Source organism: Rummeliibacillus pycnus (genome assembly GCF_050459865.1).
In the GTDB taxonomy this organism is placed as follows: Bacteria; Bacillota; Bacilli; order Bacillales_A; family Planococcaceae; genus Rummeliibacillus; species Rummeliibacillus pycnus_B.
In genome coordinates, this window is record NZ_JBCMNM010000079.1 from 1 (window position 1) to 12,204 (window position 12,204).

Annotated in this window: 11 protein-coding genes; 1 reads left to right on the top strand and 10 read right to left on the bottom strand. The window is 36.2% G+C overall.

Annotation, left to right across the window (positions count from 1 at the left end; translation table 11 throughout):
* Positions 1–131: 131 nt before the first annotated feature.
* The 10 genes from ABE048_RS15950 to zapA all read right to left on the bottom strand — a co-directional run bounded on the left by ABE048_RS15950 (position 132) and on the right by zapA (position 10,867).
* Positions 132–1,109 carry an electron transfer flavoprotein subunit alpha/FixB family protein gene (locus ABE048_RS15950; protein ID WP_430312263.1) on the bottom strand — a complete coding sequence of 326 codons (978 nt, stop codon included), beginning with the start codon at positions 1,107–1,109 and terminating at the stop codon, positions 132–134.
* Between the two features lie 30 nt (positions 1,110–1,139).
* Positions 1,140–1,913: an electron transfer flavoprotein subunit beta/FixA family protein gene (locus ABE048_RS15955; protein ID WP_430312264.1), complete on the bottom strand. Its 774-nt coding sequence runs from the start codon at positions 1,911–1,913 to the stop codon at positions 1,140–1,142.
* 21 nt (positions 1,914–1,934) lie between these two features.
* Positions 1,935–2,708, bottom strand: a complete 774-nt coding sequence (locus ABE048_RS15960; protein WP_430312265.1) for an enoyl-CoA hydratase — start codon at positions 2,706–2,708, stop codon at positions 1,935–1,937.
* Positions 2,709–2,771: 63 nt separating this feature from the next.
* Complete coding sequence (locus ABE048_RS15965) at positions 2,772–3,356, bottom strand: TetR/AcrR family transcriptional regulator (protein ID WP_430312266.1); 585 nt, start codon at positions 3,354–3,356, stop codon at positions 2,772–2,774.
* 104 nt (positions 3,357–3,460) lie between these two features.
* The gene (locus ABE048_RS15970) at positions 3,461–5,149 is read right to left on the bottom strand and encodes an AMP-binding protein (RefSeq protein WP_430312267.1); all 1,689 of its coding nucleotides are present in this window, start codon (positions 5,147–5,149) and stop codon (positions 3,461–3,463) included.
* Positions 5,150–5,475: 326 nt separating this feature from the next.
* Positions 5,476–5,889 carry a DUF350 domain-containing protein gene (locus ABE048_RS15975; RefSeq protein WP_430312268.1) on the bottom strand — a complete coding sequence of 138 codons (414 nt, stop codon included), beginning with the start codon at positions 5,887–5,889 and terminating at the stop codon, positions 5,476–5,478.
* Positions 5,890–5,916: 27 nt separating this feature from the next.
* Positions 5,917–8,283: an endonuclease MutS2 gene (locus tag ABE048_RS15980; protein WP_430312269.1), complete on the bottom strand. Its 2,367-nt coding sequence runs from the start codon at positions 8,281–8,283 to the stop codon at positions 5,917–5,919.
* Between the two features lie 14 nt (positions 8,284–8,297).
* Positions 8,298–10,001, bottom strand: a complete 1,704-nt coding sequence (gene polX / locus ABE048_RS15985) for a DNA polymerase/3'-5' exonuclease PolX (RefSeq protein WP_430312270.1) — start codon at positions 9,999–10,001, stop codon at positions 8,298–8,300.
* A gap of 61 nt (positions 10,002–10,062) precedes the next feature.
* The gene (locus tag ABE048_RS15990) at positions 10,063–10,602 is read right to left on the bottom strand and encodes a CvpA family protein (RefSeq protein ID WP_430312271.1); all 540 of its coding nucleotides are present in this window, start codon (positions 10,600–10,602) and stop codon (positions 10,063–10,065) included.
* A complete protein-coding gene (gene zapA / locus ABE048_RS15995; RefSeq protein ID WP_430312272.1) occupies positions 10,595–10,867 on the bottom strand; it encodes a cell division protein ZapA in 273 nt (90 codons plus the stop codon). The genes ABE048_RS15990 and zapA overlap by 8 nt, the downstream gene beginning before the upstream one ends.
* Before the next feature lie 87 nt (positions 10,868–10,954).
* Here zapA and rnhC point away from each other — a divergent pair, with 87 nt between their 5' ends.
* Positions 10,955–11,890, top strand: a complete 936-nt coding sequence (gene rnhC, locus ABE048_RS16000) for a ribonuclease HIII (RefSeq protein ID WP_430312273.1) — start codon at positions 10,955–10,957, stop codon at positions 11,888–11,890.
* Positions 11,891–12,204: the final 314 nt, after the last annotated feature.

Here is a 12,204-nt window from a genome sequence, read left to right on the forward strand (position 1 = left end):
CTCCGTTCCTTAATTGCGCTGCGGGGTCTTGATTCGCTTGCTTTTCCCGCAGGAGTGATCACCTTTATAACGGAGCTAGTATAAAGAAAAAAAGCTCTGCAATTTTGTTTTTGCAGAGCTTTCATCAGTTATTACGATTTAACTGCTACGTTTTTGAATTCTTCTATTAACATTGGGACAACTTCAAATAAGTCGCCTACGATACCATAGTCAGCTACTTTGAAAATATTAGCCTCTGGATCTTTGTTGATTGCTACGATAATTTTAGAGTTGGACATCCCTGCTAAATGTTGAATTGCTCCAGAAATACCGCAAGCGATATATAAATCTGGCGTAACAACTTTACCTGTTTGTCCAATTTGCAATGAATAATCACAATAATCAGCATCACAAGCACCGCGGGAAGCTCCTACTGCACCACCTAATAGTTTAGCTAATTCTTGCAATGGTGCAAAACCTTCAGCGCTCTTCACACCGCGACCACCAGACACAACTACCTTAGCTTCAGATAGATCTACACCTTCAGTTGTTTTACGTACAACTTCTTTAATAACAGTACGTAAATTAGTGATTTCTATAGACAAGCTAGAAACTTCACCTGAGCGAGATTCATCTTTTGCAAGTGGTGCAATATTATTTGGACGGATTGTGATAAAAACAATACCTTCTTTTACTTTCACTTTCTCAAATGCTTTGCCTGAGTAAATTGGTCGGATAAACAGCGCATCTTCACCTTCACCCTCAATTGCAGTAACATCTGAAACTAATCCACTTCCCAATTTACTTGCAATTTTAGGTGATAAGTCTTTACCCAAAGCTGTATGTCCAAATACGATTGCATCTGGATTTTCTGCATCAGCAACTGCTTTGAATGCTTGGCTAAAACCGTCAGAAGTATATTGTTTTAAATGTGGATGCTCTACAGTAACAATTCGATCTGCACCATATTGAATAATTTCAGAGCTTAATGCTTCAACTGCATCTCCGATTAGAACGCCAACTACTTCACCATCTTCAGCAATTGTTTTTGCTGCTGCAATTGCTTCAAACGAAACATTTCTTAAAGTTCCTTCACGTACTTCACCTAATACTAATACTTTTTTTGTCATGTGATTCCCTCCTCAGCAATGTATATCAGCTTAAATAACTTTCGCTTCTGAATGTAGTAATTGAACAAGTTCTTTTACTTGATCTTGTAGTTCTCCTTGTAGTACACGACCAGCTTCTTTTTGTGCTGGTAAGAAAACTTCAACTGTTTCCGTTTTCGCTTCTACATCATCTTCATCAATATCTAAATCATCTAATTCTAGTTCTTCTAATGGTTTTTTCTTAGCTTTCATGATTCCCGGTAAAGAAGGATAACGCGGTTCGTTTAATCCTTGTTGTGCAGTAACTAATAAAGGTAACGAAGTTTCAATTACTTCTGAGTCCCCTTCTACATCACGCACAATTTTAACTACATCTCCATCAATTTCAAGATTTGTAATTGTAGTTATATAATTTATATCTAGTAATTCAGCAACTCGAGGACCAACTTGACCAGATCCCCCGTCAATTGCTACATTTCCACCTAAAATTAAATCTGCATCTTTATCTTTCAAGTATTCGGCTAAAATATATGCTACAGAGAATTGATCTAACTCTTCTACATCATCTTCTGTATTGATTAGTACTGCTTTGTCGGCACCCATTGCTAAGGCAGTACGTAGTTGTTTCTCGGAGTCTTCTCCGCCAATTGTTACAACTGTTACTTCCCCACCTTGTGCATCTCGAATTTGAATGGCTTCTTCAATTGCATATTCATCATACGGATTGATGATAAATTCCGCACCATCTTCTTGAATAGCGCCACCGTTTAATACGATTTTCTCTTCAGTGTCAAAAGTTCGTTTAACTAATACAAAAATGTTCATATAACTTACCCCCTAATACTTTTATTGTCCTTTAAAAACAGGCTGTCTTTTTTCGATAAATGCAGTGATTCCTTCTTTAGCATCTTCTGTAACAAAAACGGTTCCAAATCTTTCTGCCTCAGCTGAAATCCCATCATAGAAAGAATTTGTTTTTGAAAATTGCAACATTTCAATCGCTGTTTTTAAAGCAATCGGGCTTTTCTTTGCAATTTTCTTTGCAGTTTTTAATGACTCTTGTAATAAAGATTCCTCTGGTATAGCAAGATTTGCAAGTCCCCATTTTACTGCATCCACACCTGAAATTGGATCGCTTGTAAACATCATTTCAGCTGCTTTCGCTACGCCAACATAGCGTGGGAGACGTTGAGTTCCTCCAAAACCAGGAATTAAGCCCAGTTGCAATTCTGGTAAACCTAATTTTGCTGTTTCACTCACATAACGGAAGTGACAGCTCATTGCTAGCTCTAGTCCACCACCTAGAGCTGCACCATGAATCGCAGCAATCACTGGTTTTGAAAACTTCTCTAGTCTCTCAAAAACATCTTGTCCATGTGTTGATAATTTTGCAAACTCTTTTTCCGATGATACTTCAGTAAATTCTTTAATATCAGCACCGGCAGAAAAGAATCTGCCTTCCCCATGTAACAAAACAACTCGTACATCTACATCTTTTTCAACAGCATCTAGTAATTGATCTACCTCTTCTATTAACGCACGAGATAAAGCATTTGCTGGTGGGCGATTAATGGTTGCTATTGCAACCCCTTCTTCCACTATATAATTTAGATATTCCATTCCCCTTATCCTCCTTTGTTGAAAAATATGTATGTGGCAAAGTTGTGAACTTCGCCACTCCATTTAAGCTTTTTGAATCCCCTTTAATAAAATGTCATGAACGCGAGGTGCCATTGCAACTAAATCATATTTTTGCTCTTTCATTACCCAGGTTGTTGATACTTCATCGATTGTTCCAAAGATCACTTGTCTAACAAGACGAATATCAATCTCTTCCATAAATTCTCTAGCTTGAATACCTTCTTTTAAAATCTCATCAAGCAATTCAAGGTATTCCTTAAGAATACTGTTAATTTTCAAACGTAGATCCTTATTGGATTGACGAAGTTCTAATTGAGTAACAATAGCTAAATGATAATCTTCAGATAGCACCTTAAAATGTCCTTCAATCATCCGATAAAGCATTTCAGACGCTGAAGTGCTCTCTTTAATTATATCCTGTAAGTTATCTACAAAAACAGACATTTTTTCCTTAAATACGGAAATTAATATATCTTCTTTGTTTTTAAAATATAAATAAATTGTTCCATCCGCGACGCCAGCTTGTTTTGCAATTTTGGAAACTTGAGCTTGGTGATAACCATTATCCGCAATTACGATGACAGCAGCGTCAATAATTTGTCTGTATTTTGGTTTGTTTTTGTTCAATATGATCACCACCGGTTTATTATGAAAATATTATGAATGACCATTCATTCATGTTTTCATGATATATTTTCAACGGTAGATTGTCAAGTCGGCTATTGCATACCTTAGATTGTTTGTTCTAGCTTTGTTTTTTCATCTTCTATAAGAGTTCGCCGCAAAATTTTACCAACAGCAGTTTTTGGCAATTCTGTACGGAATTCATATATGCGTGGCACCTTAAATGCTGCCAAATTTGCCCTGCAATATTTGTTAAGTTCTTCTTCAGATACTTGATATCCAGCTTTTAAAACAATATAGGCTTTTACTGTTTCACCACGATAAGGATCTGGTACACCCGCAACTATACATTCTTGTATTGCATCATGCTCATATAAAACTTCTTCCACTTCTCGGGGATATATATTAAAACCACCCGCAATAATAATGTCCTTTTTACGATCGACTACAAAGAAATAGCCATCTTCATTCATATAGCCTAAATCTCCAGTTAGCAACCACCCATCCCGTAATGTCATCTCGGTTTCTTCTGGACGGTTCCAATATCCTTTCATCACTTGTGGCCCTTTTACAGCTATTTCACCAATTTCACCAATTGGTAGTGGTTCCATCGTGTCTACTTTGAATATAGCAGCATCTGTATCTGGCCAAGGTACACCGATTGATCCTTTCACTCTTTCCCCGTGCCATATAAAGTTTGAATGTGTTACTGGTGAAGATTCTGTTAAACCATAACCTTCAACTAACTTTCCCCCAGTTACTTTTTCAAAATTTTCTTGTACTTCAACTGGTAAAGGAGCCGACCCACTAATACATGCTTTAATGGATGAAAGATCGTACTTATTTAGATTAGGATGGTTCAGTAAACCAATGTACAAAGTTGGAGCGCCTGGAAATAATGTCGCCTTATGCTTTTGAATCATTTTTAACGCTTCAGTCGCATCAAATTTCGGCATTAACACCATCTTATCTCCTCGCATTACTGAGAGAAGTAATACGGTTGTCATCCCATATACATGGAAAAATGGTAATACCCCCATAATGACTTCTTTTCCTAATATACATTCACACAGAAAAGCACTACACATTTGTACGTTTGCGACTAAGTTTTTATGCGTCAACATCACACCTTTTGGAAACCCTGTTGTTCCCCCTGTATATTGAAGTAAAGCGATGTCCTCTTCATAATTAGAAGCTAATTCGATTAATTTTACATCACCAATTTTCATGATTTCTGAAAAAAGATGGTTTGACCCACTGTGCTCTACACTCACTTTAAAGCCATATTCTTTTTTCTGAACAAAAGGATACAATAGATTCTTTGGAAACGGTAAATAATCTTTAATACCTGTAACAATGATATTTTCTAAATCTGTATTCTTCCAAACTTTCATAACCCTTGGGTAGAGAATATCCAATGTAACAATTAACTTTGTACCAGAGTCCTTTAACTGATATTCAACTTCACGTTCTGTATACAGTGGATTCGTCTGAACAACAATTCCACCAGCATATAAAATACCATAATATGCAATAACACTTTGTGGACAATTCGGTAGCATAATCGCCACACGATCTCCCTTTTCGATCCCAATTTTAACTAAATAATTTGCAAATTTTAACGAGGATTCATATAACTCTTTATACGTAATATCTTTACCCAGAAAATGAATCGCTTCTTTTGTAGGAGTTTTCTCAACAGCCCTCGTCAAATATTCTTGTAACGGAATTTCTTCGTACTTCATTGTTGTAGGAATATTAGGCGGATAGTTCTTTAACCAAATCTTTTCAGTCAATTGATACGCCCCCTGTATTTTACAAATAGTTAGAATTTTTCTAACTTTAATTATAAGTAATATCGGCAACGCTTTCAATCGGAAATTATTATTTTTTGTGTTTTTCCTAGATATATATTACCTATTCGAGAATTTCTCTACTATTTGCTAATAAAAAAAGATTAGGCATACGCCTAATCTTTTACCACTATAAAGCTATTACAGAGGTGAACTGTTTGAGCTTTTATCTAATGTAATAATAAATATACAACGCCTGTTATGATGAAAAGTCCACATACAACCATCAACACTTTTGCTAAAGTTTCCATACTTACTCTCCTAAACTGCTAAGAAATACTAGCTCCTATTACAAATGATAAACCAACAGAAATTGTAAAGGAAATAAAACCTACGGATCGATTATCCTTTTCAATTTCATGATCAATATTAAACGTAGGCGTCAAAAATTCATAGAGAATATAAGCTATAATGAGTAAAGTAAATCCAAACAATCCCCATCCAATCATTTCTATAAGTGAATTATGACGTTCTATGGAATAGCGAAAAATATTACAAACCCCTAATATTTTACCTCCTGTTGCTAAGGAAACCGCAACATTGCCACTTTTTATTTCCTGCCAATTTTTATATTTAGTAACAAGCTCGAATATTACCATGGCCACAACAAGACAAAGTACTACTACACTAAAATAGCCTGTTGTTTCAACAATAGGCTGATGCCAAAAGCTACTCAGCAACATGCAATCCCACCCCCAAATATTCTTTCTCTATTTTAATTCAACAACAGTCACACCGAAGCCACCTTCACCCGCTTCGCCGTAACGGAATGATTTAACGCGTTTATGTCGTTTAAGTAGTGATTGTATTCCTTGTCGCAATGCACCAGTACCTTTACCGTGAATAATGGATACTCGATTATAATTTGATAGTAAGGCGTCATCCAAGTATTTTTCAGTACGAATCATTGCGTCTTCGTAGCGTTCACCACGTAAATCTAATTCAAGTTTAACATATGAATCTCGATTACGAACATTTGCTACCGAGACCGATTCTTTTACTTTCTCGGGTTTAACAAATTCTAAATCTGATTCATCGAGTTTCATCTTCAGAATCCCAATTTGAACAATCCATTCATTATCAGATACTCTTTCAAGTAAGATTCCTTTTTGACCATAGCTTAATACTTTCACTTCATCACCTTTTTGAAGGTTGACTGCACGAGCATTTGCTTGACGTTGCTTTTTCAAAATACGATTTTCAGCAGGAGTAGCTTCTTCAAGTCGTTTGCGAGCCTCGATAATTTCATGCTCTTTGACAACTTTATTGGCGTTTAAACGCATTTTGTGAAGTTCATCAATGACTTCTTCTGCTTCTCTCTTGGCATCTTCAACAATTTTACGCGCTTTTTCTTTCGCTTTTTTCGCTAACTCATCCTTGCTTTCTTCGTAGTCTTTTAACTTAGCATCAAGTTCAGCTTGAAGTTTTTCGGCTTCTGCAAGAAGTTGATGTGAGCGTTCTGCATCTGCTTCGGATCTTCGACGACTCTCTTCCAATGATGCAATCATTGACTCAACTTCATGACGATCTGTTCCTGTAAAGGATTTAGCACTCTTAATAATATGATCCGGTAAACCTAGACGCGTAGAAATTTCAAAGGCGTTACTTCGTCCAGGAACACCAATTAATAAGCGATATGTAGGACTTAATGTTTCCACATCAAATTCAACACTTGCATTAACTACGCCTGGACGATTATAACCATAAGCTTTTAACTCAGGATAGTGTGTGGTCGCCATTACGCGAGCACCTCTACCATGTACCTCATCTAGAATTGAAATCGCAAGAGCTGCTCCTTCTTGAGGGTCAGTCCCCGCACCTAATTCATCAAATAAGACAAGTGAATGTTCATCGAATTGTTGTAGAATATCAACAATATTCACCATATGACTAGAGAATGTAGATAAACTTTGCTCAATCGATTGTTCATCACCAATATCAGCAAATAGTTGTGTAAATACGGAAAGCTCTGATCCATCTAATGCAGGTACTGGAATTCCAGCCTGTGCCATTAGCGTACATAAACCAACTGTCTTTAATGTGACCGTTTTACCACCAGTATTTGGACCAGTTATCACAATTGCTGTAATATCACGGCCGAATTCAATATCGTTTGCGACTGCTACATCGATTGGTAGTAGTGGGTGACGTGCTTTTCCTAATTTAATATAACCTTCATCATTCATAATTGGCATTGTACATTTATTGGCTTGACCATATTTAGCTTTTGCTAAAATAACATCGATTTCTCCTAGCAATTGAACTAATGAAAACAATGAATGCGCCACTTCTTGTACTAAAGCTGAAAGATGAAGCAGTATTTTTTGGATTTCTACTTTTTCCTTTGCTCTTAAACGGTGAATTTCGTTATTCGCTTGTACTACAGCATCTGGTTCAATATAAAGTGTTTGACCAGAAGCTGATTGATCATGCACGATACCACCATAATGGCCACGGTATTCTTGTTTTACAGGAATAACAAAACGATCGTTACGAATTGTGATGATAGAATCAGATAGCATTTTGGAAGCATTGCTACCACGGGTTAGACTTGCTAATTTTTCACGTACACGGCCTTCTTGTGCTCGAAGTTGTTGTCGGATTGAACGTAATTCAGAACTTGCTGAATCCATTACACTTGCATTTTCATCGATACAAGAATTGATCTCATGTTGTAGTCCCGTTAGAACTGGGATATCATTTTTCTTTTGGATAAAGTAAGGGATTTGAATATCACCTTCTGCTTCAATATCTTCGATGAATTCTCGGAATATTCGGCTCGATCGAATCGTACTTGAAATTTCCATCAATTCTTGAGGACTAAGCATGCCACCAATTTGCGCGCGTTTTGCATGTGGGCGAATATCGAAAATCCCTCCCATTGGCACATTTGCTTTAACTCGAAGAATAGAAAGACCTTCATCCATCTCATCTAACAATGCTTTTACTTTTAATAAATCTATCTCAGGAGTTAATTTTTCAATTGCTGATGTTCCGATTGAACATGTACAATAAGTTGCTATTTGTGCTCGTATTTTATCAAACTCTAGTGTTTTTAGTGCGCGTTCTGCTATCACTAAAAAGACACCTCCTATTTCTTCTCTATATACTTCACAAAGTCATCTAGCGACCAAGTGTTAACGATATTATCTTTTTTCAACCATGCTTTTTGAGCATATTTTGTGCCAATTTCCATAAAACGAAGTTGCTCGATGGCATGTGCATCTGTGTTAATTGCAATAGGAACTCCTGCTTTGTAAGCCATTTCTAAATGTTCTACACATAGATCTAAACGATATGGATTTGCATTTAACTCTAAAATTTTACCATATTCTTTTGCCCATGTAATAAGTTGAGCTATATCAGGATTATAACCATCTCTTTGACCAATAACACGCCCTGTTGGATGTGCAATCATATCAACATGTGGATTTTTCATCGCATTTAGAAGTCGTTCCATAATTTTCTCTTGTGGCTGTGAAAAACTAGAGTGAATCGAAGCAATGACAAAGTCTAGCTCCGCCATAACATCGTCTTCAAAATCAAGAGATCCATCCGGTAAAATATCCATCTCTGTACCTGCTAACAAACGAAATTCAGGGTGCTGTTCATTGAAAGCCCAAATTTCTTTGCGCTGTTCTACTAATCGTTCTGGAGTAAGTCCATTAGCAACTTTTAAGTATTGAGAGTGATCCGTAATTACTGCATATTGATAGCCTTTAGCAATCAATGCTTCCCCCATCTCATGAACCGCATGCGCTCCATCAGACCACGTTGTATGCATATGTAAATCTGATCTGATATCAGTTAGTTGCACAAGTTTAGGAATCTCATCTAAACGATCAAATTCATGATTACCTGCTCTTACTGTAGGTGGGATAAATGGCAAATCAAAATGAGCAAAGAATTCTTTTTCAGAATTAAATGTTAAAACAGATCCATCCGTTTGCTCTACCCCATATTCACTAATTTTCTCGCCACGCTCTTTTGCAATTTGACGCATCCGCACGTTATGTTCTTTTGAACCAGTAAAATGGTGAAGCGCTGTTGCATATTCATCAAGTGTAACTAAACGAAAATCAACATTGATATCATCTGTTTGTAGGGTAACCGAAATTTTGGTATCGCCTGCCGCAATAATTTCTTTGGTTATTAACTTTGATAATAATGCTTCTTTTACAGCTTCTGGATTACTTGTTGCAATAATAAAGTCAACGTCTTTACTTTGCTCTTTTACACGTCTAAAGCTTCCAGCAACAGATGATTGCTCAATTTCAGGTATTTCATGTAAAACCTTTTCGATGTCAGCAACGACTTCTTCTAACAACCATACTGGATGAAACTCCGCTCTTTTTCCAAAACTCTCGAGCTCTTTTAAAATTTTTTCTTCTGTTTTCTTTCCAAAACCAGAAAGAGCAGAAACTTTTCCTTCTTCACATGCTTTTTTCAAACTTTCTGCTGAATCTACACCAAGTTCTTGATAAAGCTTAGCGATTTTCTTGCCACCAAGGCCCGGTAATTTTAATAATGGAGGTAACCCCTTTGGAACTTCTTGTTCTAATTGAATAAGTACCTCTGATCGACCATTTTCTATTAAGTCGTGAATAACAGCAGCTGTTCCTTTACCAATCCCTTTAATTTTAGTGATATCTTCAATTTCGTTTATACTTCTTGTATCTGTCTCTAATGCGGCTGCCGCTTTACGAAATGCTGCTATTTTAAAAGGATTGACACCTTGAAGTTCTAAAAAGATGGCAATTTTCTCAAGTGTATGAATGATTGTCTTTTTATTCATCGTATATTCCTCCTTATCAACAAAAGACTTCCCTCTAAAGAGAGAAGTCTAATTCTACTTTTTATTTCATATAAACAAACCATAAATTTTGGAATGCTTTGGATATGATTGGTGTGTATTCGAGTATTAACTTTGTTAAGAATGAACTATCTATATATTTTTGGATTCCTTCAATTGGAAGTAGTGCCAATACATATAGCACAATGAAAATAAGCAAATACGCCTCAATGAATCCAAAAAATCCACCTAAGATACGATTTAATCCTCCTAGGAATGGAATATGTCTTAAAAAGTCAAATAATGATGCTACAATTTGTATGGCAAACTTAACCACAAAGAATATTAACGCAAACGCTAATAATTGATAGAATGTTTGGCTTATATCTAATTGCTCTACAGCAAATTTTAATGTAGTATTTTCATCAACGGAAGGGTATGGTATCCATAGAACTAATTTTTCCGCTAATGGTTTATAATAGAGATAAGCTACAATAATTGAGATTAAAAAACCAGCCATTTGGATTAGCTGTACTACTAAACCTCTTCTAATACCACTGACTAATCCAGCAAATAATAAAATAATTATGATTAAATCAACCATTCACTTCATCCTTTAAATTTTTCAATTCTGATTCTAGTATTTCTACTCGGTTTTTTAATTTTAAGTAATCGTTTACTGCATTGCAAGCAGTGAGGACGGCTAGCTTGGCACTGTCGAGGCTTGGATTCTTACGTTTAATTTCACGCATTTGATCGTCTACAGTTGCCGCTACAAATCGCATATGTCCTGCCGATTCTGTCCCAACTATATTATAAGTTTGAGCGTAGATTTCAACTGAAACTCGATTTTTTCGTTGCTCTGACAAAGCCTTAACCTCCTTTAAAGTCCTATTTCTTATGATAACATGAAGTGTCTGAGTTGTGAATTATTTAAGAAGAAAGGAATATAAAATATGTCTAATATTGTAATTAAACTAACTCCAAAGGTGCAAAAAGAAGTGATGAACTTCTATTCTCAAAATATAGTAGATCGCAAAGCACCTGGCGTTATATTTGCCGCAAAGCTTGCTGACTGTGCGATCACAATCTATTCATCTGGTAAAGTGATGTTCCAGGGTGGCGGTTGTGAACGCGAAGCCGAACAGTGGAAAACTCAAGCAGAAGATACGCCTACTAAGACGTTATCAAAGGGAGATACGTTGCCTAAAAACTTATCCTCCTTATCTGTCATTGGCTCTGATGAAACTGGAACGGGCGATTATTTTGGACCTATTACTGTAGCAGCCGTTTATGTACCACAAGACAAAATTGAATTAGTAAAAGAGTTGGGTGTTAAAGATTCTAAAATGCTTTCAGATGAATATATGTTAAATATTGCATCTGACCTTAAAGCTACTCTACCGCACTGTGTACTAACATTACATAATGAAAAGTACAATCTTGTTCAAACTGCTGGTACTTCACAAGGTAAGATGAAAGCACAGCTTCATAACCAAGCAATCCGACAACTTTTAGCTAAGATTGAACCTGAAAAACCAGAATATGTTCTAATTGATCAATTTGCTGAAAGAAAAACTTACTATAATTATCTTAAGAATGAAAAGGAAGTTGTTACTGAAAACGTATTATTTGCCACGAAAGCAGAACAAATCCATTTAGCAGTAGCGGCTGCATCTATTTTAGCTCGATGCGCATTCTTACAAGAAATGGATAAATTGAGCAAGCAAATCGGGATCACTTTACCAAAAGGTGCAAGCCATCAAGTAGATGAAGTAGCTGCAAAAATATTATTAGCGCAAGGTGAAGATATTCTTCATAGCGTAACAAAGTGGCATTTTGCAAATACGCAAAAAGCTTCTCACATTGCTTCTAAAAAGCGATTTAAATAACAAGAAACAGAATCAGTTTTTGAACTCTCAATTAGTATAGACAACTTTTATTGCAAAAATATAACTATTATATTATTTTTCAGAATCAATTTCATAATTCAAAGTGTAGCAAAAAATAACAAACATTTAATATTTGGATATTCCAAGTTTGTTTGATGTCAAATACTAATGAAGAGTTATCTATAGAGCGAAAGACAGGCGACTCCTGCGGGAAACGCAAGACAAATCAAGACCCCGCACGCAACTAGCAGCTGACGAGGAGGCTTGATGCTTGCCCGCGGAAAGCGCCTGTCTGTAGCGAAACATCCAAATCT

What these genes read in the sequence shown, in the direction of transcription:
- ABE048_RS15950 (WP_430312263.1), bottom strand. Translation starts at nt 1,109, where the DNA reads ATGACAAAAAAAGTATTAGTATTAGGTGAAGTACGTGAAGGAACTTTA.
- ABE048_RS15955 (WP_430312264.1), bottom strand. Translation starts at nt 1,913, where the DNA reads ATGAACATTTTTGTATTAGTTAAACGAACTTTTGACACTGAAGAGAAA.
- ABE048_RS15960 (WP_430312265.1), bottom strand. Translation starts at nt 2,708, where the DNA reads ATGGAATATCTAAATTATATAGTGGAAGAAGGGGTTGCAATAGCAACC.
- ABE048_RS15975 (WP_430312268.1), bottom strand. Translation starts at nt 5,889, where the DNA reads ATGTTGCTGAGTAGCTTTTGGCATCAGCCTATTGTTGAAACAACAGGC.
- polX (WP_430312270.1), bottom strand. Translation starts at nt 10,001, where the DNA reads ATGAATAAAAAGACAATCATTCATACACTTGAGAAAATTGCCATCTTT.
- ABE048_RS15990 (WP_430312271.1), bottom strand. Translation starts at nt 10,602, where the DNA reads ATGGTTGATTTAATCATAATTATTTTATTATTTGCTGGATTAGTCAGT.
- rnhC (WP_430312273.1), top strand. Translation starts at nt 10,955, where the DNA reads ATGTCTAATATTGTAATTAAACTAACTCCAAAGGTGCAAAAAGAAGTG.